A 21,067-nucleotide genomic window follows, 5' to 3' on the forward strand; every position below is an offset into this window, starting at 1 on the left:
GTCTGTCTCCAGCAACATTCGGCCGTGGTGTAATTGGCAACACCTCTGGTTTTGGTCCAGATGTTCCGGGTTCGAGTCCTGGCGGCCGAGCAATTTCTGTGGTGAGCCCCGATGGCTGCGGGTGGACATGTCGCCACCTATGCAAGATGCCACTGCGATCGATGGAGTAACCGCGTGAGCCAGGCCCCCAGCCGTACCGTCGTCGTCCTCGCCGCCGGCGAGGGCAAGCGGATGAAGTCCCAGACGCCCAAGGTCCTCCAGCCGCTGCTCGGGCGCACCCTGCTCGGGCACGTGCTGGCCGTCGCGCAGGCCATCCACACCGACCGCACCGTGGTGGTCGTCGGCCACAAGGCCGACCAGGTCGGCGCGTTCCTGGCCGAGGCCGCTCCGGCGGCGACCCCGGTCCTGCAGGCCGAGCAGAACGGCACCGGCCATGCGGTGCGGATCGCGCTGGACGCCACGCCCGACCTGACCGGCACCGTCGTGGTGCTCAGCGGCGACGTGCCGCTGCTGCGCCCGGAGACGGTGGAGGCGCTGCTGGCCACCCACGAGAGGGCCGGCGCCGCGGCGACCGTGCTGAGCGCCGAGGTGGCCGAGCCGGGCGGGCTGGGCCGGATCGTCCGGGGCGCCGACGGCAACCTGGAGCGGATCGTCGAGCAGAAGGACGCCACCGAGGAGCAGCGGCGGATCCGGGAGATCAACTCGGGGATCTACGCGTTCGACGCGGCGCTGCTGCGTGAGGCGCTGGGCAAGCTGTCCACCGACAACGCCCAGGGCGAGGAGTACCTGACCGACGTCTTCGGGATCCTGGCCGCCCAGGGGCACCCGGTGGCGATCGAGGTGGCCGAGTTCGCGTACGAGACCCTCGGCTGCAACGACCGCGCCGAGCTGGCCCGGCTGCGGGTGCTGATGCGGGACCGGGTGAACGAGGCCTGGATGCGCTCCGGTGTGCTGATCCTCGATCCGGCGACCACCTGGATCGACGTGACCGCCACGCTCGAGCCGGACGCGACCGTCGACCAGAACTCGCAGATCCTCGGCACCAGTTCGGTCGCGACCGGCGCGGTGATCGGGCCGGACACCACGCTCGTCGACACCACGGTGGCGGCCGGCGCCACGGTCCTGCGGACTCACTCGATCGGGGCGGAGATCGGCCCCTCGGCGACCGTGGGACCGTACTCGTACCTGCGCCCGGGCACCCGTCTGGGTGAGAAGTCCAAGATCGGTGGCTTCGTCGAGGCGAAGAACGCCGAACTCGGCGCGGGCGCCAAGGTGCCGCACCTGACGTACGTGGGTGACGCCACGATCGGGGCCAAGGCCAACATCGGCGCCGGCACGATCTTCGCCAACTACGACGGGGTGCGGAAGAGCCACACCACTGTGGGCGAGGCGGCCTTCGTCGGGTCGGACACCGTGCTCATCGCGCCGGTCGAGATCGGCCCGGGGGCGTACGTGGCGGCCGGCAGCGCGGTGCAGAAGAACGTCCCGGCCGGCAACCTCGGGATCACCCGCGCGCCGCAGCGCAACGTGGAGGGCTGGGTGGCGCGGGCCCGTCCCGGGACGGCCTCCGCCGAGGCCGCCGCCAGGGCCACGGATATCACCCCTGAGCAGGACTGATCCAGCTGGGGTGAGCCATCCCACGCGAGGCCCTCGAAACGTGGCGGTTACGTTCCCGCAAGGGATACTTCACTGCGAACCTCCATCCCCCTAATCCACGGGAGCAGCGAGCCGATGGGCAGCATCGTCGCCGAGAACCGTAAGAGTCTGATGCTCTTCTCCGGCCGGGGTTTCCCGGAACTGGCCGAGGAGATCGGTCAGGTGCTCGGTGTGGCACCGACCCCGTCGGACTCGTACGAGTTCGCCAACGGTGAGATCTTCGTCCGTTTCAAGGAGTCGGTCCGCGGCTCGGACGCGTTCGTCGTCCAGTCGGTGACCGAGGGCGTCAACCGGTGGGTCATGGAGACCCTCATCATGATCGACGCGCTGAAGCGTGGCTCGGCCAAGCGGATCACCGTGGTGCTGCCGTTCTATCCGTATTCGCGGCAGGACAAGAAGCACCGCGGCCGTGAGCCGATCTCCGCCCGTCTGGTGGCCGACCTGCTGAAGACCGCGGGCGCCAACCGGATCCTCACGGTGGACCTGCACACCGCCCAGATCCAGGGCTTCTTCGACGGCCCGGTGGACCACCTGTTCGCGATGGACATCCTCGCCGACTACGTGCAGAAGAAGTACGCGGGCCGGCCGATGACCGTGGTCGCGCCGGACTCCGGCCGGGTGCGGGTGGCCGAGCGCTGGACCGACCGGCTGGGCGGCTGCCCGCTGGCCTTCATCCACAAGACCCGTGACCCGCTGAAGCCCAACCAGGTGGTGGCGAACCGCGTGGTCGGTGAGGTGGAGGGCCGTGTCTGCCTGATCGTCGACGACATGATCGACACCGGCGGCACGATCGCCAAGGCGGCCGACATCCTGTTCGAGGAGGGCGCGGCCGACGTGATCGTGGCCTCCACGCACGCGCTGCTCTCCGACCCGGCCACCGAGCGGCTGAAGAACAGCAGGATCAGCGAGCTGGTGGTGACGAACACGCTGCCGCTCTCCCCGGAGAAGCGGCTCGACAAGATCACTGTGCTCTCCATCGCCCCGCTGCTGGCCCGGGCGATCCGTGAGGTGTTCGACGACGGCTCGGTGACCACTTTGTTCGGTGGCCTGAGCTGACCTCTGTGGTTCGTGAGGCGCCCGTCGACTCGACGGGCGCTTTCGCATCTGGTGCAACTTGCATCAGTAGCATCGTTTTTTCGCGGACGCCGCCAGCCGGACGGACCCGCTGACTGATGCACGATCGTGCCAGGTAAGCTGGTGCGGTTGCCACGGCGAGGGTGCCTCGTGGTCTGCTGAGGTTCCGCAGTCCACTCGAGGTGCCGTCATCGACGCGGTGCTCCGGGCCTGTGCCCAGCGCGCCCCTTGCCCGGCAGCGCCAGGAACACCAAAGCCTTCGACGGCCACGCGCCGTCGGCGGCCACCACCGCAGCACTGCCGGATACCGCAGCCGCAGACTTAGCCGCAGCCCGCATCGAAGAGTTTCAGGAGTTTCCCCGTGTCCGAGGTAAAGATCAGCGCCGAGCCCCGTACCGAGTTCGGCAAGGGTGGTGCCCGTCGCACGCGCCGGGCCGGTCTCGTGCCCGCCGTGCTTTACGGCCACGGCGAGGCGCCGCAGCACATCGCCCTCCCGGCCCGTGAGTTCGCGGCCGCCATCCGCCACGGCGGCATCAACCAGATTTTCACGATCGACATCGCCGGCAACTCGGCCGCCACCCTGGCCCTGCCGAAGGCGATCCAGCGCGACCCGATCCGTGACACGTTCGAGCACGTGGACCTGCTGATCGTGAAGCGTGGCGAGAAGATCCAGGTCGACGTCCCGGTGACCCTGACCGGCGAGGCCGCCAAGAACACCCTGATCGTCAACGAGTCGACCACCGTCGCCGTGGTCGCCGAGGCGCTGCACCTGCCGACCGAGCTCGAGGTCTCGATCGACGGCCTGGAGGCCGGCTCGCACGTCACCGCCGGCGACGTGAAGCTGCCCAAGGGCGTCGAGCTGGCCGCCGACCCGGAGCTGGTGCTCGCGGTGATCAGTGCCGCCCAGAGCAACGCCGAGGCCACCGAGGAGTCGGCCGAGGGTGCTGAGGGCGAGAGCGCGGAGTAATTCTGTCGCGCAGCAGCGGTAAGCCAGATATCAGGGAAAGTGCCGGCCGGCACTTTCCCTGATGCGTATGCGGCGGGAGGCGAGAGGGATGAGCGACGAGGCACCCTGGCTGGTGGTCGGCCTGGGCAATCCGGGCCGGGAGTACGCCGGCAACCGGCACAACGTGGGTTTCCTGGTGGCCGACCTGCTGGCCTCCCGGACCGGTGGCAAGTTCGGGCGGGCGAAGCGGGCGCAGGCCGAGGCCGCGGAGGGCAGGTTGGGGTTCGGTGGACCCAAGCTGATCCTGCTGAAGCCGCTCACCTACATGAACCTCTCCGGTGCCCCGGTGGTGGCGCTGTCGCAGTTCTTCAAAATCCCGGTGACGCAGGTGATCGCGGTGCATGATGAGCTGGATGTGCCGTTCGGGCAGGTTCGGGCGAAAAGGGGTGGAGGCGAGGGCGGTCACAACGGACTCCGCTCGATGTCCAAGTCGCTCGCGACCAAGGAGTACGCGCGCGTGCGCTTCGGCATCGGACGGCCCCCCGGGCGACAGGACCCGGCCGACTACGTGCTCTCCGACTTCTCCGGGGCGGAGCGCAAGGAGCTGGACTTCCTGGTGGACCGGGCGGCCGACATGGTGGAGGCGATCGTCCAAGAGGGCGTCGAATGGGCACAGAACAAGTACCATGGTGTCTGATTTGTCCATCTAACGATCCCGTGACGCGTTCCGCCTCCGACCCGTTGGTCAATCGGACGCACGAACAGGTGCGCTGGCTGACGTGACGGGAGGCTCGAGGTGTCGCAGGACGTGTCCGAGGACCGTGCGGACGCGTTGATCGAACCCACGGTGACCCTGCCGGCGGTCGATGGGCGGGGCGTAGGACTGAACCAGGGGCCACAGCGTGCGCCCGAGCGGCGCAGCGGCCTCAACACCCGGATCCCCGGACCGGCGGCCGGTGTGGAGAACGCTCCGCCACAGGCCGTCCGGGGCGAGCCGGTGCCGGCCCGGAACCAGGCGGTCGAGCGGCACCTGCCGGCCGGCCGGAACCGGTCGATGGCGGCCCGCCCGTTCCAGCGGGTCCGCGGCCGGCACGCGGCGATGTCCCGCCGGCAGGACTGGGAGCGCCGCTACGTACGGTCGCTGGTCCTCTCCGACCTGAGCGCCGGAGTGGTGGCCGGGGCGGGCACCTTCTTCACCCGGTTCGGTGACCATGTCACCGCGTACAACCGGCAGTATCTGGTGTGGTCGGCGCTCATGCCGCTGGCGCTGCTGCTGGTGCTGGTCGCGGCGCGGGCGTACGAGCGCCGCTATCTGTTCGTCGGCTCCGACGAGTACCAGCGGGTGCTGCGCGGCGGCGCCGGTCTGGTCGGCGGGGCGGCCGTCGTGTCGTACGCCCTGAATCTCGATCTGGCCAGGTCCTACGTCCTGGTGGCGTGCCCGCTGGCCATCGTCGCGATCGTGGTGTTGCGGTTCGTGCTGCGCAAACGGCTGCATCTGGCCCGGTCTCGGGGCGAGAACCTGCGCCGGGTGATCGTGGTCGGGCACGAGCACTCCGTCATCGGCATGACCCAGCAGCTGCGCCGTGAGCGCTACCACGGCCTCGAGGTGGTGGGCGCGTGCCTGCCGCCCGGCGCCGACGGGGTCGGGCTGACCGATCCGACAGTCTTCGGCACCTTCGACGACGTGGCGACCGCGGTGGAGCTGGCCGACGCCGACACCGTGGTGGTGCTGAGCTGCCCGGAGCTGGACGGCGCCGCGGTGCGCCGGCTGGCGTGGCGGCTGGAGCGCGACGAGGTGGACCTGGTGGTGGCCAGTGCGCTGGTGGACGTCGCCGGGGCGCGGACCACGATCCGGCCGTTCGACGGGCTGCCCATGCTGCATGTCGAGCATCCCCGGCTGCACGGCGGCTCGCGTCTGGTGAAAGACCTGGTCGATCGGCTCGGCGCGGTCCTCCTTTTGATTCTTCTGAGCCCGGTGCTCTTGACCGTGGCGCTCTGCGTAGGCCTTACGTCGCGCGGGCCGGTACTCTTTCGCCAGGTGCGCGTGGGACGTGACGGCCGGTTGTTCCGGATCTTCAAGTTCCGCAGCATGTACGTCGATGCCGAAGCCCGGCTTGCCGAGCTGAGGCATCTCAACGAGCACGATGGTGTGCTCTTCAAAATCCGCGACGACCCGCGAGTCACTCCGGTCGGACAGTGGTTGCGCCGGTTCTCGCTCGACGAGCTGCCGCAGCTGCTCAACGTCCTGTCGGGGCAGATGTCGCTGGTCGGTCCGAGGCCGCCGCTGCCGACCGAGGTCGCCGCCTACGCCGACGACGTGCGGCGCCGGCTTGCCGTCAAGCCGGGGATGACCGGCCTCTGGCAGGTGTCCGGGCGGTCGGATCTCTCCTGGGAGGAGGCGGTCCGGCTCGACCTGCGCTATGTGGAGAACTGGTCGTTGAGCCTGGATCTGGTGATCCTGCTGAGGACGGTGACCGCGGTGGTGCGGTCGTCGGGGGCGTACTGAGGACGCACACGGAGCGAAGGAGCGAGACGATGGGCGAGCAGACGAAGACGTCGGCACGCATTGCCGGGCCACGGGAAGCCGGAGAGGGCGGAGCGCCCCCGGTGAACGACTCCGCCTTCGCCCGTTGGCTCGCGGACCGCGCCGGACAGGTGCTGCTCCAGGTCCGCCAGGACACCGGGTACTCGGACGGCAAGGCCCTCAAGACGGCCGGCGACCAGGCCGCCCACGAGCTGCTCCGGGCCGAGCTGGCCCGCTGGCGCCCGGCCGACGCGGTGCTCTCCGAGGAGGACGAGCACTCCCGGACCGCCTGGATCGAGGGCGAGCCCACCCTGACCCGGCCGAACCGGCTCGACGCGAACCGGGTCTGGATCGTCGACCCGCTCGACGGGACCCGCGAGTTCTCCGAGGAGGGGCGGGACGACTGGGCCGTACACGTGGCCCTGTGGACCGCCGACTCGTCGGCGCCGGCCCGGTTGACCGCGGGTGCCGTGGCCATGCCGGCCCGGCACTGCACCCTGGCCACCGACCACGCGCCGGCCTACCCCCCGATGCCCCTCGAAGCGGCGACGGGCGGGGCGATCCGGATCGCGGCGAGCCGGACCCGCCCGCCCGCCTTCGTCACCGCGCTCGCCGAGGAGATCGGCGCCGAGCTGGTGCCGATGGGCTCGGCCGGGGTGAAGATCGCCGCGGTGATCAACGGCGACGCGGACGCCTACGTGCACGCCGGCGGTCAGTACGAGTGGGACTCCGCCGCCCCGGTGGCTGTGGCGTTGGCCACTGGCCTGCACGCAAGCCGTATCGACGGCACCCCGCTCACCTATAACCAGGCAGACCCCAAGTTGCCTGACCTGGTGGTTTGTCGGAAAGATCTCGCTCCTCGGTTGCTTGCTGCACTGCAGAGGCACCTTCCGTCAGAATGACGTCTGCCCTGCCCGGCTGATACCGGAGAAAGGTCTGGGGACAGAACCCATGAGCCAGACGAAGCCCTATCGCGTATCGCATCTGGATGCTCTCGAAGCGGAGAGCATCTTCGTCATGCGTGAGGTCATGGCCGAGTTCGAGCGCCCTGTGCTGCTCTTCTCCGGCGGTAAAGACTCGATCGTGATGCTGCGCCTAGCGGAGAAGGCGTTCGCGCCCGCGCGAATCCCGTTCCCGGTCATGCACGTCGACACCGGGCACAACTTCCCGGAGGTCCTGGAGTACCGGGACCGTCGCGTGGCCTCGCTCGGCCTGAACCTGGTGGTCGCCAGCGTGCAGGAGGCGATCGACGCCGGTCAGGTGCGCGAGCTGCCGGACGGCACCCGCAACCGGATCCAGACGCCGGTGCTGCTCGCCGCCGTGGAGAAGTACCGGTTCGACGCGCTCTTCGGCGGCGCCCGCCGCGACGAGGAGAAGGCCCGCGCCAAGGAGCGGATGTTCAGCTTCCGCGACGAGTTCGGCCAGTGGGACCCGAAGAACCAGCGGCCCGAGCTGTGGTCGCTCTACAACGGCCGGCACCACCCGGGCGAGTCGATCCGGGTCTTCCCGCTCTCCAACTGGACCGAGCTGGACGTCTGGCACTACATCGCCAAGGAGAACATCCCGCTCCCGAGCATCTACTACGCCCACGACCGCGAGGTCGTCGAGCGCAACGGGATGTTCTACGCGGTCAACGAGTTCATCCGGCTGCGGGACGGCGAGACCTCCGAGGTCCGCCGGGTGCGGTACCGGACGGTCGGCGACGCGTCGCAGACCGCGGCCGTGCTCTCCGAGGCCGACACGGTGGAGAAGGTGATCGACGAGGTCGCGGCGACCCGGATCACCGAGCGCGGCGCCACCCGTGGCGACGACAAGGTCAGCGAGGCCGCGATGGAAGACCGCAAGCGAGAGGGTTACTTCTGATGAGCCAGGCAGTTCTCGAGCCTGACGCCGCCGCCTCCCGCGGCATGGACCTGCTCCGGTTCGCCACGGCGGGCAGCGTCGACGACGGCAAGTCCACGCTCATCGGCCGGCTGCTGTTCGACACCAAGACGATCTTCGAGGACCAGCTCGAGGCGGTGGAGAGCGCCAGCGCGTCGCGCGGCGACGAGTACACCAACCTGGCTCTGCTCACCGACGGCCTGCGCGCCGAGCGGGAGCAGGGCATCACGATCGACGTGGCCTACCGCTACTTCGCCACGCCGCGGCGGAAGTTCATCATCGCCGACACCCCCGGGCACATTCAGTACACCCGGAACATGGTGACCGGCGCGTCCACCGCGGACCTGGCGCTGATCCTGGTCGACGCGCGCAAGGGCCTGGTCGAGCAGTCCCGGCGGCACGCCTTCCTGACCAGCCTGCTGCGGGTGCCGCACCTGGTGCTGTGCGTCAACAAGATGGACCTGGTGGACTGGAGCCAGGAGGTCTTCGAGCGGATCGCCGACGAGTTCACCTCGTTCGCGGCCAAGCTCGACGCGCCGGACCTGAGCATCATCCCGATCTCCGCGCTCAACGGCGACAACATCGCCACCCGGTCGGAGAACACCCCGTGGTACGAGGGCCCGTCCCTGCTGCACCACCTGGAGCACGTGCACATCGCCAGCGACCGCAACCTGGTCGACGTGCGCTTCCCGGTGCAGTACGTGATCCGGCCCCAGTCCACCACGGTCACCGACTACCGCGGGTACGCCGGTCAGGTGGCCTCCGGCATCCTCAAGCCGGGCGACGACGTGATGGTCCTGCCCTCCGGCCTGACCAGCACGATCTCCTCGATCGAGACCGCCGACGGCCCGGTGGACGAGGCGTTCCCGCCGATGTCGGTGACGGTCCGCCTGGCCGACGAGATCGACATCTCGCGCGGTGACATGATCTGCCGCCCGCACAACGCCCCGACGCCCGCTCAGGACGTCGAGGCGATGATCTGCTGGATGGACGAGTCGGCCCCGCTGCGGGTCGGCGGCAAGTACTCGATCAAGCACACCACCCGGTCGGCGCGTGCCGTGGTCCGCGGTCTCCAGTACCGGCTGGACGTGAACACGCTGCACCGGGACGAGGCGGCCGGCGAGCTCAAGCTCAACGAGATCGGCCGGGTCAAGCTGCGCACCACGGTGCCGCTGCTGGCCGACGAGTACCGCCGCAACCGGACCACCGGTGGCTTCATTCTGATCGACGAGAGCACCAACCGTACGGTCGGCGCTGGAATGATCATCGAGGCTCGCTGAGCCGGACCGTCGCCCAGACGACCTTGCCGGCCTCGGTCGGCAGGCTGCCCCACTGGTCGGCGGTCGCCTGAACCGTCCGCAGCCCGCGACCCCGCTCGTCGAGCGGCAGGTCCGGGCGCGGCGGGGAGGGGCGGATCAGCCGGGGCAGGCGCGGGTCACCGTCGGCCACCGACAGATGCATCCCGGCGCCCCGGCGGCTCACCACCACCCGGATGTCGGTGCCGGCGTGCTCCACCGCGTTCGTCACCAGCTCCGACATGACCAGCCGGCTGGGGTGCAGCAGGTTCACCAGCCCCCAGCCCAGGCAGGCGTCGCTCACCAGGTTGCGGGCCACACTGGGGGCGTCCGGATCGGGCCGTAGCGTGGCGCTCAGCCGCTCGTCGCCGGGGATCCGGCCGGCCAGGGCCACCCGGGCCTGGCCGATCCTGGCGTAGACCGGCAGGTAGCGCCCGGCGCCCAGACCCTGCATGCGGTCGGCGAGCGGCAGCTCCGGGGGCACGCAGAGGGCCAGGTGCACCGGCGGTTGCAGGCCGGCCGCCAGCCGGCGGGCCGTCATCCAGGTCGAGGCGCTCTCGCTGTGTGGGTCGAGCAGCCCGGACAGGTCCACGATGAGCCCGTCCGGATGGTCGGTGAAACACCGGCGGAGCGTCGTCGACGCGGTCCAGCACAGCTGTGCGTCCCACGGTCCGCGCACGGTGAGGAGGGAGACCGCGGCGTCCTCGGTGGAGTCGATGCTGACGGTGACACCTTGCTCGGTGTCACCGCGAAGATACGGTGGGCTGACCCCCATGCCGGACACGATAGTCCCGTGCCCGATTGCCAAGCCCTGGTCTCGCTCGTGCGGGTGATCAGGCGAAGGCCGGCGCGACCCCCGGACGGGTGGCCCCGGAAGGCCACTCGGGCACTTCCGGGGACGGGCCGGGCGTCAGAGCGCGGTGGCGCCCGGCCCGGCCACCGCGACCCAGCTGGTCGGTGCGGTGAAACCCCGTTCCTCGTACGCGACGGCGACCGCGGTCGCCGTCGCCTCGGCACGGTCGGCGTCGATCAGGGCCAGCACGCAGCCGCCGAAGCCGCCGCCGGTCATCCGGGCGCCGTACGCCCCGGCCTCCAGAGCCGACTGTACGGCGACGTCCACCTGGGCCACGGTGATCTCGAAGTCGTCGCGCATCGAGGCGTGCGAGGCGGTCAGCAGCGGGCCGATCTCGCGGACCCGGCCGGACCGCAGCAGCGAGACGGTGTCCAGCACCCGCTGGTTCTCGGTGATGATGTGCCGGGCCCGGCGGCGCAGCACGTCGTCGTCCAGCCGCCGGAGGGCGTCGTCCAGCTCGGCGGTGGACACGTCGCGCAGGGCGGGCACCCCGAGGGCCGCGGCCGCCGCCTCACAGCTCTTGCGACGTTCGCCGTACTCCCCGTCGACGTGCTGGTGCGGCGCGTTGCTGTTGATCACCAGTATGGCCAGGCCCTCGGCGGCCAGGTCGAACGGGATCTGCTCGATCCGGTAGCTGCGGCAGTCCAGGAACAGCGCCCGGCCCTGGAGGCAGCGGATCGACGCGGACTGGTCGAGGATGCCGGTGGGCGCGCCGACGTACACGTTCTCGGCGCGCTGGGCGATGGCCGGCCGGCGCTCCAGCGGCACGTCCAGCCCGCCCAGGTCGATCAGAGCGGTCAGCACGGACGACTCGAGCGCGGCCGACGAGGACAGCCCGGAGCCGAGCGGCACGTCCGAGGCGAGGGCGATCCGGACCGGTGGCACCTCGAAACCGGCGTCCCGCAGCGCCCAGACCACCCCGGCGACGTACGCGCCCCAGCCGGTGACCTCACCCGGTTCGGTGACCCCGAAGGTCACCGGATCGGGGGCAAGTGTGGAGCAGACCGACCAGCGGCCGTCCGGCGCCGGGCCGACCGCCGCCACGGTGCGCTGCGGCAGCGCGAAGGGCAGCACGAAGCCGTCGTTGTAGTCGGTGTGCTCGCCGATCAGGTTGACCCGGCCCGGCGCGGCCCAGAGCCCGGTGGGCTCGTCCCCGTACGCCTCGATGAAGGCCGCCGTGGCGGTCTCTCTGATGCTGGTCATGCCACGTGCTTTCGGTAGAAGGTCCAGGCGTCGCCGATCATGTCGGCCAGGGTGTTCTTCCGGGGCGTCCAGCCCAACTCGTCGCGGGCCCGGGCCGACGAGGCGACCAGGGTGGCCGGGTCGCCGTCGCGCCGTGGGGCGATCTCGACCGGGATGGCCGCCCCGGTGACCTCGCGGGCCGCCTCGACGACCTGCCGGTTGGAGAACCCGTTGCCGTTGCCCAGGTTGTAGATGCGGTGCTCGCCGGCGACCGTCGCGTCCAGCGCCAGCAGGTGGGCCCGGGCCAGGTCCTCGACGTGGATGTAGTCGCGTACGCAGGTCCCGTCGGCGGTCGGGTAGTCGTCGCCGAACAGCTGGAGCTTCTCCCGCTTCCCGGCGGCCACCTGGAGGGTGATCGGGATGAGGTGGGTCTCCGGGTCGTGGCGTTCGCCGATCTCGTGACCGTCGCTGATGTACGCCCCCGCCACGTTGAAGTAGCGCAGCGAGACGGCGGCCAGGCCGTGCGCGAACGTCTCCGAGGTCAGCGCCAGGTCGAAGGCCAGCTTGGTGGAGCCGTACGTGCTGGTCGGAGCCTTGATCGCGGACTCGGTGATGGGCAGCTCGACCGGGTTGCCGTAGACCGCCGCGGTGGACGAGAAGATGAACCGCGGCACCCGCGCGGCGCGCACCGCGTCCAGCAGGGCCAGCGACTTCACCATGTTCTCGTGCCAGTACAGCTCCGGCTTGGCCATCGACTCACCGGCCGCGATCAGGCCGGCGAAGTGCAGGACCGCGTCGAAGCCGGCGTCGGGGGTGAGCACCCGGGCGGCGTCGGCGATGTCCGCCTCCACGAAGGTGGCGCCGGGGGCGACCGCCTGCCGGAAACCGGTCCGCAGACTGTCCAGCACGACGACCTCGTGGCCCGCGTCCAGCAGCAGCCTGCTGGTCACACTGCCCACGTAGCCGGCGCCGCCGGTGACGAGCAATTTCACGGTTCAGGCCCTTTCCGTAGTCAGACGATCATAGAATTCCCCAGAATCGCTCATAGGTCAACAGGTTCGAACATCGTGCCACCCGCTGAGAGGATTCGCGGTTCGAGGCCCGGTGCTGACACAATGGCGGCCATGTCCGACGTTGCCCGCCGCCCGCGTGTGCTTTCCGGCATTCAGCCGACCGCCGATTCCTTCCATCTCGGCAACTACCTGGGCGCGGTGCGCAACTGGGTGTCGATGCAGGACACGCACGACGCCTTCTACTGCGTCGTCGACCTGCACGCGATCACCATGGGCCATGACCCGGAGACTCTTCGTAACCGTAGCCGGATCTCCGCCGCCCAGCTGCTCGCGCTCGGTCTCGACCCGGAGCGCTGCACCCTCTTCGTGCAGTCCCACGTGCCCGAGCACGCGCAGCTCGGCTGGGTGCTGAGCTGCATCACCGGGTTCGGCGAGGCCGGCCGGATGGTTCAGTTCAAGGACAAGTCGGCCAAGGCCGGGCAGGACAGCACCACCGTCGGGCTGTTCACCTACCCGATCCTCCAGGCCGCCGACATCCTGCTCTACCAGGCCGACCAGGTGCCGGTCGGCGAGGACCAGCGGCAGCACCTGGAGCTGACCCGCGACCTGGCGCAGCGCTTCAACACCCGATTCGGCAAGACGTTCAACGTGCCCTCGGCGTACATCGTGAAGGACACCGCGAAGATCACCGACCTCCAGGACCCGACGAGCAAGATGTCGAAGTCGGCCTCCTCGCCGAACGGTCTCATCGAGCTGCTGGAGGACCCGGCCCGCTCGGCCAAGAAGATCAAGTCGGCGGTCACCGACACCGGGCGGGAGATCCTCTACGACGAGGTGAACAAGCCCGGCATCAGCAACCTGCTGACCATCTACGCGGCCCTCACCAGCCGGGCGATCGACGAGCTTCTCGAGGCGTACGAGGGACGCGGCTACGGCGACCTCAAGAAGGACCTGGCCGAGGTGCTGGTCGAGTTCGTCAAGCCGATCCAGGAGCGCACCCGGCTCTACCTCGACGACCCGGCCCAGCTCGACAAGGTCCTGGCGATCGGGGCGGAGAAGGCGCGGGCGGTGTCCGCGGCCACGCTCGCCACGGCGTACCGGAACGTGGGTTTCCTCAGCCCCGTGCGCGGGGCCTGACCCGGTGTCCGACCCGGCCATCACCCGCATCGGCGTCGCCATCGACATCCCCGAACCCTGGGGTTCGGCGCTGACCCGCCGGCGCGCCGAGGCCGGCGACCCGCAGGCCGCCTGGACCCCGGCGCACGTCACCCTCCTCGGGCCCACCGAGGTGGCCGCCGACGCGCTGCCGGCGATCGAGAAGCACCTGGAGGAGATCGCCTCGGCGCAGCCGGCGTTCACCGTCCACCTGCGTGGGACCGGCACGTTCCGGCCGGTGACCGACGTGGTGTTCGTGGCGCTGGCGCAGGGCATCAGCGAGTGCGAGCTGCTGGCCGAGGCGATCACCCGGTCGGAGGACGTGCGACGGGACACCCGGTTCCCGTACCACCCGCACGTCACCGTGGCGCAGGACGTGCCGGCGGACGCGCTGGACGCGGTCTTCGACGATCTGGCCGGCTTCTCGGCCCGGTTCGAGGTCGCCTCGTTCACGCTCTTCTCGCACGGCGGCGAGGGACCGTGGCGGCCCCGGCGGGACTTCCCCCTCGGAAGCTGACCGGTCGGTTACGGTCTGCCGGTGAACCCGATCGACCGGGCCTACGACGCGACCGCGGCTCGGATCACCGCGGTGCGGTACCGATCGCCATACTTCGATCATCTGTGCCGGGCCATCCTGCGCTACGAGAGCGTCCAGGGTGGCCGGCTGGCCGCGGCGATCGCCTACTACGGGTTCTTCGCGGTCTTCGCCCTGCTGCTGATCGGGTACTCGGCCTTCGGCTTCCTGCTCACCAACAACAGTGAGCTGTTCGACCTGGTGCGCGACTTCCTCGCCGAGAACCTGCCCTTCCTCGACGTGCAGGCGATCCTGGACAGCAAGAGGACGGTCGGCATCGTCGGCCTGGTCGGCCTGACCTTCACCGGCATCGGCTGGGTCGAGTCGATCCGGTCCTCGCAGCGGCTCATCTGGCAGTTGCGCGAGCAGCCCGGCTACATCGGCGTACGCCAGGTCGTCGACCTGCTCGTGCTGATCGGCATGCTGCTGTTGCTGGCCCTCTCCCAGCTCGCCGTGTACGGGCTGGAGACCCTGCTGCACTGGCTGGCCGGCGGCGGGTTCCACACCCTGCTGTCGATCGCCAGCTGGGCCCTCACCCTGGCGGTCAACATGCTGCTGGCGGCGGCGCTGCTGGCCGCGGTGCCCCGGCTGCGGATGACCGCCCGCCGGATGACGCCGCCGGTGCTCCAGGTGGGCATCGGGATCATGCTGCTCAACACGGTGGGCAGGTCGTTCGTCGCGCTGGTCGAGCGGAATCCGGCGTACGGCCTGGTCGGCTCGGCCGTCGGCGCGCTGGTCTACCTCTACGTCTTCAACCAGTTGCTGCTCTTCGGGGCGGCCTGGGCGGCGACCAGCCCACACGGCCGGGTGGTCGATCTGTCGGCTGACGACAAGACCGCCCCGGTGGGGCAGAACACCTGGATTCGGCACTCCCGCCCGCGATGATGAGCCGGTGGGGACACTCGTGACGTTGCATCTGCCGCCCGGCTCGCCGATCTCCGATCAACCGTGGGTCATCACCATCGGCTCGCTCGGTGACCTGGAGGACTGGGAGCCGGTGGTCTGCGGGCCGTACGAGCACGCCCATGCCCTGGCCCTGGCCCGTGCCGTGGTAGCCGACGACGACCTGATGGCCGTGGTGGAGCCGCTGCTGCCGCTGGACGGGGTGGACGCGATCCGCCGGGAGATCGAGCTGGCCCGGACCGGCGAGGAGGAGGACTTCCCGCCGCAACTGGCCCGCGAGCAGCCGGGCGCCCCGCCGGAGCCGGCCGAGGTGCGGGCCGGCTGGCGGCGGATCGCGGCGCGATTGACCGGTTGAGATACTCACCCCGTGGTGATCAACAAACGGTGGGCGGCGTTCCTGGTCGCGGTCGGCGTGTGGACCTGGCTGATCTGGCCGCGTTTCGGGCTGGCCATCTGGAAGGACGAGCGGTCGTTCGCCGACGGCGCGCCGACCTCGTTCCTGTGGGTGCACGCGGTGCTGATCGCCGCCTCGCTGGCGATCGGGACAGGGGTCGGAGTGCTCGGTGTCAAGGCCTGGCGGCGGGCCGCAGATTAACTCTCTGTTTCCTGCTAGAGGCGCAATTCCCTCCTGATCCAGCCGAAAGGAACGGCCCGCGGGCGCGGTGATTGCGGAGCTATAACGGTGCGCCAACAGTCCGTACCGATGTCCTGACGGGGTGCGGACCCGGGGATACGCTCCCGCCTGAGATTCACCCGAGATACAGGAACCTCGGTGTGCAGCGGAAGGAGGGCGTCTTGCGCCCAGTACGTGGGAAGCGGATCGTGGCGATTCTCGCGGCAGGTGGGCTGACGCTCGCTGCCGCCGCATGTGGCGAGGCCCCGGAGGAGAGCGGCTCGACCGGCTCCAGCCCGGCCGCGGTCGCCGCCTACAAGGCCTGCATGGTCACCGACCTCGGCGGTATCGACGACAAGTCGTTCAACGCCTCGGCGTGGGCCGGTCTCCAGGCAGCCAAGGCCGAGGCCCCCAGCGTCGACCCGAAGTACGTGGCGTCCTCCTCCGAGGCCGACTACGAGCCGGGCCTGCGGGGCTTCGTGAGCCAGGGCTGCAACTTCATCCTCGCGGTCGGCGGCCTGATGGGCGAGGTCACCACGAAGGTGGCCAAGGACAGCCCGAGCTCGCAGTTCGGCATCGTGGACAGCTCCAGTGGTAGCCCCAACGTCTACCCGATGCAGTTCGCGACCCACCAGGCGGCGTTCCTCGCCGGCTACCTGGCCGCGGGCTACTCGAAGTCGGGCAAGGTGGCCACCTACGGCGGCATGAAGATCCCGCCGGTGACCATCTTCATGGACGGTTTCGCCGACGGTGTGGCCCAGTACAACAAGGCCAAGGGCAAGGACGTCAAGGTTCTCGGCTGGGACAAGGCCGCCCAGAACGGCAGCTTCGCCGACAGCTTCATCGACCAGAGCAAGGGCAAGAGCATCGCGGACACCCTGGTCGGTCAGGGCGCTGACGTGATCATGCCGGTCGCCGGCGGCACCGGCCTGGGCACCGCGCAGGTCGCCAAGGACTCCAACGGCAAGCTCGCGGTCATCTGGGTCGACCAGGACGGCTGCACCAGCGCCGCGCAGTACTGCGAGGTGTTCCTGAGCACCGTGGTCAAGAACATCGAGGACGCGGTGAAGCAGGCCGTCGTCAAGGGCGCCAAGGGTGAGGCCCTCGCGGCGAGCCCGGGCTACCTGGGCACCCTGGAGAACGACGGCGTCTCGCTCGCCCCGTTCAACCAGTTCGAGAGCAAGGTCGACCCGGCCCTGAAGGCCGAGCTCGACAAGCTGAAGGCCGACATCATCGCCGGCACCGTCAAGGTCGAGTCGGCCAACGCGCCTAAGTGACCTTCGGGTAGTAGCATTCGGCCGCCGCGCGGCCACGGGCAAAACCCGTGGTCGAGCGGCGGCTCGCATTCCCCCCGTCCACCAGGATCAGTCACCGAACCCCGGGAGATTCCGCTGAAACTGGAACTGCGCGGCATCACCAAGCGCTTCGGCGACCTGGTGGCCAACGACCACATCGACATCACCGTCGAACCCGGCGAGGTGCACGCCCTGCTGGGGGAGAACGGCGCCGGCAAGTCGACGCTGATGAACCAGCTGTACGGCCTGCTCCAGCCGGACGAGGGGCAGATCGTCGTCAACGACGAGCCCCGTGTCTTCAAGAGCCCGCGAGACGCCATCGCGGCCGGCATCGGCATGGTGCATCAGCACTTCATGCTCGTGCCGGTCTTCACCGTGGCGGAGAACATCGCGCTCGGCGCGGAGGAGGTGCGCGGCGGCCCGCTCGGCTGGCTCGACCGCCGCCGGTCCCGCCGGGACGTCATCGAGACCTCCGAGAGGTACGGCCTGCCGGTCGACCCGGACGCGCTGATCGAGGACCTTCCGGTCGGCGCTCAGCAGCGGGTCGAGATCGTCAAGGCGCTGACCCGCGAGGTCGACCTGCTCATCCTGGACGAGCCGACCGCGGTGCTCACCCCGCAGGAGACCGAGGAACTGCTCACGGTGATGCGCTCGCTCACCGCCATGGGCAAGTCCATCGTCTTCATCACCCACAAGCTCAAAGAGGTCAAGGCGATCGCCGACCGGATCACCGTGATCCGGCGCGGCCAGGTCGTCGGGACCGCCTCCCCGGACACCAGCGAGGAGGAGCTGGCCGCCCTGATGGTCGGCCGGGCCGTGAGCCTCGAGGTGGAGAAGGCGCCCGCCGAGCCGGGCGACAGCATCCTCAAGATTTCCGGCCTGGTGGTCGACGACGACCGCGGCGTGCGCGCCGTCGACGGGGTCGACCTGGAGGTCCGGGCCGGCGAGGTGCTCGGTATCGCGGGCGTCCAGGGCAACGGTCAGACCGAGCTGGTCGAGGCGGTGATGGGCCTGCGCGAGGTGCGGGCCGGCGCCGTCCACCTGGAGGGCGAGGACCTGGTCGGCCGAAGCACCAAGCGGATCCTGCGCTCCGGTGTCGGCTACGTCCCCGAGGACCGCAGCCACGACGGGGTCGTCAAGGAGTTCTCCGTCGCGGAGAACCTGATCCTCGACATGTACGACCGGGCTCCGTTCGGCAACGCCTTCCGGATCGACGGCGACTCCGTGGCGAGCAACGCCAAGCACCGTGTCGAGCAGTTCGACATCCGGTGCCAGTCACCGGCGAGCCTGGTCGGCGCCCTGTCCGGCGGCAACCAGCAGAAGGTCGTGGTGGCCCGGGAGATGTCCCGCCCGCTGCGCCTCTTCATCGCGTCCCAGCCCACCCGTGGTGTGGACGTCGGCTCGATCGAGTTCATCCACAGCCGGATCATCCACGAGCGCGACCAGGGCACCGCGGTGCTGGTGGTCTCGAGTGAGCTGGACGAGGTGGTCGGCCTCGCGGACCGGATCGCGGTGATGTACCGCGGCCGCGTCCTGGCCATCGTCTCGCCGGACACACCACGTGAGGAGATCGGTCTGCTCATGGCCGGCATCACCGGCGACACGCCGGAGGGGGCGAAGTGAAGAGGTTCTGGTCGGCGAACAACTTCACGCTCACGGCCCTGTCGATGCTCATGGCCGTGGTCATCGGCGGGGTCCTGATCATCATCTCGGACGCCACCGTCCTGGCGAAGTTCGGCTACTTCACGGCCCGCCCGAGTGACGCGTTCGAGTCGAGCTGGCTGCTGGTCAGCACGGCCTACGCGGACCTGCTCAAGGGCGCCCTCGGCGACCCCGCGGTGTTCTCCGCCTGGTTCTCCGGGGAGGCCACCTGGCAGCAGGCGTTCGCGCCGATCTCGGAGACGCTCACCTACGCCGCGCCGCTGGTCTTCACCGGCCTCTCGGTGGCGCTCGCGTTCCGGGGCGGCCTGTTCAACATCGGCGCGCAGGGCCAGGCGGTGCTCGGCTGCATCGCGGCCGGGGTCGCCGGCTTCACCTTCGGCCTGCCGATCGCGCTCAACCTGATCGTCGCGGTGGTCGCCGGCGTCCTCGGCGGGGCGCTGTGGGGCTTCATCCCCGGCCTGCTCAAGGCGCGTACCGGGGCGCACGAGGTGATCACCACGATCATGCTCAACTACACGGCCGGCCTCTTCCTGGCCTGGCTGGTCATCCAGCAGGGCATCCAGGCCCCGGGCCGCAGCGACGCGATCAGCAAGGCGGTCGCCGAGTCCGCCCAGCTGCCGTCGCCCGGTGGGGTCCTCCGGGTGCACCTGGGCATCATCCTGGCCGTGCTGACCACGGCCGGGGTGGCCTGGCTGCTGAACAAGTCGGCCTTCGGCTTCGAGATCCGGGCGGTGGGCGCCAACCCGCACGCCGCGAAGACCGCGGGCATCAGCGTCGCCAAGACGTACGTGCTGCTGATGGCGGTCGCCGGCGGTCTGGCCGGGTTCGGTGGCGCCACCCAAGTATTGGGTACCGCGCACGCGCTGACCCCGTCGGTGGCCGGCAACATCGGCTTCGACGGCCTGCTGGTCGCCCTGCTGGGCCGTACCCGGCCCTGGGGCACCCTGTTCGCCGCGCTGCTGTTCGGCGCGCTGCGGGCCGGCGGAAACCGGATGCAGTCCTTCTCCGGCATCTCGCTGGAGCTGGTCACCGTGTTGCAGGCGCTCATCGTCATCTTCATCGCCGCCCCCGCCCTGGTGAAGGCGATCTTCCGACTGCGCGCCTCCCGGGCCACCGGGCTCGGCGCCTCGCTGGCGAAGGGCTGAGGACATGTCGACCACGACTGTGGAGGAGATGGCCGAGGTCACCGCGCCGGAGCCGTTCTGGAGCCGGCAGCGCCACCTGGGCGTGGCGCTGATCCTGATCGGCGGCCTGGCCGCCGTGGTGTTCGGCTCGCTGGCGCCGAGCGAGGACGCCCGCTTCACCCTGAGCGAGGACTCCGCGGGCGCCGCGCTCGCCATCAACGGCCAGTTCGGCGCGGTGCTGTTCGGGCTGCTCACCGCGGCGGCCGGCGGGGTGCTCCTCGCCGGCCTGCTCAAGCGCTGGTCCAACGTGTTCCTGGTGGCCGGCATCCTGTCCTTCCTCCTGTCCTTCCTCTGCTGGCAGGTGGCGGGCGAGTTCATGCCGCTGGTGGACACCACCGACGGCACGCTGGAGCTGGCGCTCCCGCTCATCCTGGGCGCCCTGGCCGGCGTGCTGGGTGAGCGGAGCGGTGTGGTCAACGTGGCGATCGAGGGCCAGTTCCTGATGGGCGCCTTCGCCGGCGCCCTGGTCGGCACGATGGCCGGCAGCGTCTGGGCGGGCCTGCTCAGCGCGGCCGTCGGCGGTGTGATCATCGCGGCGATCCTGGCCGTCATGGCGATCCGCTACCTGGTGGACCAGGTGGTCGTCGGTATCGTGCTGAACCTCTTCGCGCTCGGCATCACCGGCTTCCTCTACGAGCGGCTGATGCAGCCCAACGCGCAGGAGTACAACCAGCCGCCGCAGATGCCGGAGTGGCGGATCCCGGGCCTGGCCGACATCCCGGTCGTCGGGCCGGTGTTCTTCGAGGCGAACCTGCTGGTCTGGATCGCGCTCGTGCTGGTCGTGGTGATTCACTTCGGGCTCAGCCGGACCCGCTGGGGCCTGCGTACCCGGGCGGTCGGCGAGCACCCGACCGCGGCCGACACGGTGGGCATCCGGGTGCGCGGCCTGCGCTACCTGAACGTGCTGCTGGGTGGCGTGGTGGCGGGCATCGGCGGGGCGTACTTCACGCTCGTGGCGACCGGCAGCTTCACGAAGAACATGACCGCCGGCGCGGGCTTCATCGCCCTGGCCGCGCTGATCTTCGGCCGGTTCACCCCGTTCGGGGCGTTCGGGGCGGCGCTGTTCTTCGGCTTCGCGCAGAAGCTGGCCACCTACCTGAGCGCGATCGGCAGCCCGGTGCCCAGCCAGTTCCTGAACATGCTGCCCTACCTGGCGACCCTGATCGCGGTGGCCGGCCTGGTCGGGCGGGTGCGGGCTCCGGCGGCGGACGGACAGCCCTACATCAAGGGCTGAGTTCAACGAGCCATTTCAAAAGC

20 protein-coding genes and 1 tRNA gene are annotated in these 21,067 nt (G+C 70.0%); 18 read left to right on the forward strand and 3 right to left on the reverse strand.

Annotated features, from left to right (window positions below; all coding sequences use genetic code 11):
* Nucleotides 1-18 precede the first annotated feature (18 nt).
* From IEZ13_RS14020 to cysN, 9 genes are all read left to right on the forward strand, one after another.
* Nucleotides 19-90 (forward strand) — tRNA-Gln (locus tag IEZ13_RS14020).
* An 84-nt stretch (nucleotides 91-174) separates the two neighbouring features.
* Nucleotides 175-1,617, forward strand: coding sequence for a bifunctional UDP-N-acetylglucosamine diphosphorylase/glucosamine-1-phosphate N-acetyltransferase GlmU (gene glmU, locus IEZ13_RS14025; protein ID WP_183222599.1), 1,443 nt, complete (start codon nucleotides 175-177; stop codon nucleotides 1,615-1,617).
* Nucleotides 1,618-1,731: 114 nt separating this feature from the next.
* Entirely contained in the window at nucleotides 1,732-2,712 is a 981-nt protein-coding gene (locus IEZ13_RS14030) for a ribose-phosphate diphosphokinase (RefSeq protein WP_183222600.1), read from the forward strand.
* A 379-nt stretch (nucleotides 2,713-3,091) separates the two neighbouring features.
* A complete protein-coding gene (locus IEZ13_RS14035; protein ID WP_183222601.1) occupies nucleotides 3,092-3,697 on the forward strand; it encodes a 50S ribosomal protein L25/general stress protein Ctc in 606 nt (201 codons plus the stop codon).
* Nucleotides 3,698-3,785: 88 nt separating this feature from the next.
* Nucleotides 3,786-4,373, forward strand: coding sequence for an aminoacyl-tRNA hydrolase (gene pth / locus IEZ13_RS14040; RefSeq protein WP_183222602.1), 588 nt, complete (start codon nucleotides 3,786-3,788; stop codon nucleotides 4,371-4,373).
* A gap of 99 nt (nucleotides 4,374-4,472) precedes the next feature.
* A complete protein-coding gene (locus tag IEZ13_RS14045) occupies nucleotides 4,473-6,182 on the forward strand; it encodes a sugar transferase (RefSeq protein ID WP_183222603.1) in 1,710 nt (569 codons plus the stop codon).
* Nucleotides 6,183-6,211: 29 nt separating this feature from the next.
* A complete protein-coding gene (locus IEZ13_RS14050) occupies nucleotides 6,212-7,102 on the forward strand; it encodes a 3'(2'),5'-bisphosphate nucleotidase CysQ (RefSeq protein WP_183222604.1) in 891 nt (296 codons plus the stop codon).
* A 49-nt stretch (nucleotides 7,103-7,151) separates the two neighbouring features.
* Nucleotides 7,152-8,063 carry a sulfate adenylyltransferase subunit CysD gene (gene cysD / locus IEZ13_RS14055; RefSeq protein WP_183222605.1) on the forward strand — a complete coding sequence of 304 codons (912 nt, stop codon included), beginning with the start codon at nucleotides 7,152-7,154 and terminating at the stop codon, nucleotides 8,061-8,063.
* A complete protein-coding gene (gene cysN, locus IEZ13_RS14060) occupies nucleotides 8,063-9,361 on the forward strand; it encodes a sulfate adenylyltransferase subunit CysN (RefSeq protein ID WP_183222606.1) in 1,299 nt (432 codons plus the stop codon). The genes cysD and cysN overlap by 1 nt, the downstream gene beginning before the upstream one ends.
* Here the strand turns inward: cysN and IEZ13_RS14065 are convergent.
* The 3 genes from IEZ13_RS14065 to galE form a co-directional block, all read right to left on the reverse strand.
* The gene (locus tag IEZ13_RS14065; RefSeq protein WP_183222607.1) at nucleotides 9,345-10,151 is read right to left on the reverse strand and encodes an ATP-binding protein; all 807 of its coding nucleotides are present in this window, start codon (nucleotides 10,149-10,151) and stop codon (nucleotides 9,345-9,347) included. The two genes, cysN and IEZ13_RS14065, sit on opposite strands and share 17 nt — an antisense overlap.
* Nucleotides 10,152-10,286: 135 nt before the next feature.
* A complete protein-coding gene (gene galK, locus IEZ13_RS14070) occupies nucleotides 10,287-11,432 on the reverse strand; it encodes a galactokinase (RefSeq protein ID WP_183222608.1) in 1,146 nt (381 codons plus the stop codon).
* Nucleotides 11,429-12,403, reverse strand: coding sequence for a UDP-glucose 4-epimerase GalE (gene galE / locus IEZ13_RS14075; protein ID WP_183222609.1), 975 nt, complete (start codon nucleotides 12,401-12,403; stop codon nucleotides 11,429-11,431). The genes galK and galE overlap by 4 nt, the downstream gene beginning before the upstream one ends.
* Before the next feature lie 132 nt (nucleotides 12,404-12,535).
* Here galE and trpS point away from each other — a divergent pair, with 132 nt between their 5' ends.
* From trpS to IEZ13_RS14120, 9 genes are all read left to right on the forward strand, one after another.
* Entirely contained in the window at nucleotides 12,536-13,561 is a 1,026-nt protein-coding gene (gene trpS / locus IEZ13_RS14080) for a tryptophan--tRNA ligase (protein ID WP_183222610.1), read from the forward strand.
* A 4-nt stretch (nucleotides 13,562-13,565) separates the two neighbouring features.
* Nucleotides 13,566-14,096, forward strand: coding sequence for a 2'-5' RNA ligase family protein (locus IEZ13_RS14085; protein ID WP_183222611.1), 531 nt, complete (start codon nucleotides 13,566-13,568; stop codon nucleotides 14,094-14,096).
* A 21-nt stretch (nucleotides 14,097-14,117) separates the two neighbouring features.
* A complete protein-coding gene (locus IEZ13_RS14090) occupies nucleotides 14,118-15,038 on the forward strand; it encodes a YihY/virulence factor BrkB family protein (protein ID WP_183222612.1) in 921 nt (306 codons plus the stop codon).
* A gap of 7 nt (nucleotides 15,039-15,045) precedes the next feature.
* A complete protein-coding gene (locus tag IEZ13_RS14095) occupies nucleotides 15,046-15,411 on the forward strand; it encodes a hypothetical protein (protein WP_183222613.1) in 366 nt (121 codons plus the stop codon).
* A 12-nt stretch (nucleotides 15,412-15,423) separates the two neighbouring features.
* The gene (locus tag IEZ13_RS14100) at nucleotides 15,424-15,651 is read left to right on the forward strand and encodes an SCO4848 family membrane protein (protein ID WP_183222614.1); all 228 of its coding nucleotides are present in this window, start codon (nucleotides 15,424-15,426) and stop codon (nucleotides 15,649-15,651) included.
* A 200-nt stretch (nucleotides 15,652-15,851) separates the two neighbouring features.
* Complete coding sequence (locus IEZ13_RS14105) at nucleotides 15,852-16,946, forward strand: BMP family lipoprotein (protein ID WP_183222615.1); 1,095 nt, start codon at nucleotides 15,852-15,854, stop codon at nucleotides 16,944-16,946.
* Between the two features lie 159 nt (nucleotides 16,947-17,105).
* Nucleotides 17,106-18,587: an ABC transporter ATP-binding protein gene (locus IEZ13_RS14110; RefSeq protein WP_306421513.1), complete on the forward strand. Its 1,482-nt coding sequence runs from the start codon at nucleotides 17,106-17,108 to the stop codon at nucleotides 18,585-18,587.
* The gene (locus tag IEZ13_RS14115; protein ID WP_183222616.1) at nucleotides 18,584-19,771 is read left to right on the forward strand and encodes an ABC transporter permease; all 1,188 of its coding nucleotides are present in this window, start codon (nucleotides 18,584-18,586) and stop codon (nucleotides 19,769-19,771) included. The genes IEZ13_RS14110 and IEZ13_RS14115 overlap by 4 nt, the downstream gene beginning before the upstream one ends.
* A 4-nt stretch (nucleotides 19,772-19,775) precedes the next feature.
* Nucleotides 19,776-21,044, forward strand: coding sequence for an ABC transporter permease (locus IEZ13_RS14120; protein WP_183222617.1), 1,269 nt, complete (start codon nucleotides 19,776-19,778; stop codon nucleotides 21,042-21,044).
* Nucleotides 21,045-21,067 lie beyond the last annotated feature (23 nt).

The sequence above is a fragment of the Actinoplanes campanulatus genome, from assembly GCF_014647795.1.
Classification (GTDB): Bacteria; Actinomycetota; Actinomycetes; order Mycobacteriales; family Micromonosporaceae; genus Actinoplanes; species Actinoplanes campanulatus.

What these genes read in the sequence shown, in the direction of transcription:
- IEZ13_RS14065 (WP_183222607.1), bottom strand. Translation starts at nt 10,151, where the DNA reads ATGGGGGTCAGCCCACCGTATCTTCGCGGTGACACCGAGCAAGGTGTC.
- IEZ13_RS14050 (WP_183222604.1), top strand. Translation starts at nt 6,212, where the DNA reads ATGGGCGAGCAGACGAAGACGTCGGCACGCATTGCCGGGCCACGGGAA.
- IEZ13_RS14030 (WP_183222600.1), top strand. Translation starts at nt 1,732, where the DNA reads ATGGGCAGCATCGTCGCCGAGAACCGTAAGAGTCTGATGCTCTTCTCC.
- cysN (WP_183222606.1), top strand. Translation starts at nt 8,063, where the DNA reads ATGAGCCAGGCAGTTCTCGAGCCTGACGCCGCCGCCTCCCGCGGCATG.
- IEZ13_RS14120 (WP_183222617.1), top strand. Translation starts at nt 19,776, where the DNA reads ATGTCGACCACGACTGTGGAGGAGATGGCCGAGGTCACCGCGCCGGAG.
- trpS (WP_183222610.1), top strand. Translation starts at nt 12,536, where the DNA reads ATGTCCGACGTTGCCCGCCGCCCGCGTGTGCTTTCCGGCATTCAGCCG.
- galK (WP_183222608.1), bottom strand. Translation starts at nt 11,432, where the DNA reads ATGACCAGCATCAGAGAGACCGCCACGGCGGCCTTCATCGAGGCGTAC.
- pth (WP_183222602.1), top strand. Translation starts at nt 3,786, where the DNA reads ATGAGCGACGAGGCACCCTGGCTGGTGGTCGGCCTGGGCAATCCGGGC.
- cysD (WP_183222605.1), top strand. Translation starts at nt 7,152, where the DNA reads ATGAGCCAGACGAAGCCCTATCGCGTATCGCATCTGGATGCTCTCGAA.